This is a genomic window from Flavobacteriales bacterium (assembly GCA_020435415.1).
In the GTDB taxonomy this organism is placed as follows: Bacteria; Bacteroidota; Bacteroidia; order JACJYZ01; family JACJYZ01; genus JACJYZ01.
Genome location: JAGQZQ010000184.1, coordinates 1 through 626 on the forward strand (window position 1 = coordinate 1; position 626 = coordinate 626).

Consider the following 626-nt stretch of genomic DNA (forward strand, 5'->3'; position numbering starts at 1 on the left):
ACTTGTTTCCTGAATTCCTTATCGGTCAGGTATTTGGGAATCAGCGATGCATACAGCCAATATTTTTGCAGGTTGAATTTTCTGAATTTTTTCCGCCATTGGCCGATGGTCTCAATATAATCCAGCCGCCCGCTGCTCTGGGAGATCAATTTGAAAAGCGGCTCTGCATTCCTGATCACCATTTCCGGGCCGTAGGGTAGCCAGGATCCGGGGAATTCCTCGATCATCAGTGCCATTACGTGGGCCGTTGAACCTTCTTCGGCGTTGATATCGATTTCCTCGAACGGGATCATGTTCTTGCTGAATACCATCGTTTGCATATAGAACCGGCCGCCGGGAGGGAGCAATTTATGGATGGTCTCAAAAAAATCCCGGTATACTTTTTCCTGTTTGCCGGCCTGCCATTCCTCTATCGAACAAAAATGTTCCATCCCGCCGATGCAGGAGATGGCATCAAACTGCCCGAAGTCTTCGGGTTGAACGTAGCGGCAATCCCTGACTATGACGTTGAGGCCATTTTTCTGACAAGCTTCGGCCTGGCCTTCCGACAAGGTCAGTCCGAGCCCGGAGACGCCTCGTTCCTTTTTGAGATAATTCAAAAAAGGCCCCCACCCGCAAGCCATATC

Annotated in this window: 1 protein-coding gene; it reads right to left on the bottom strand. The window is 50.0% G+C overall.

What is annotated here, in order from left to right:
• Positions 1 to 626: class I SAM-dependent methyltransferase (locus KDD36_15230; GenBank protein ID MCB0398001.1), on the bottom strand; the 626-nt coding region annotated here is incomplete at both ends.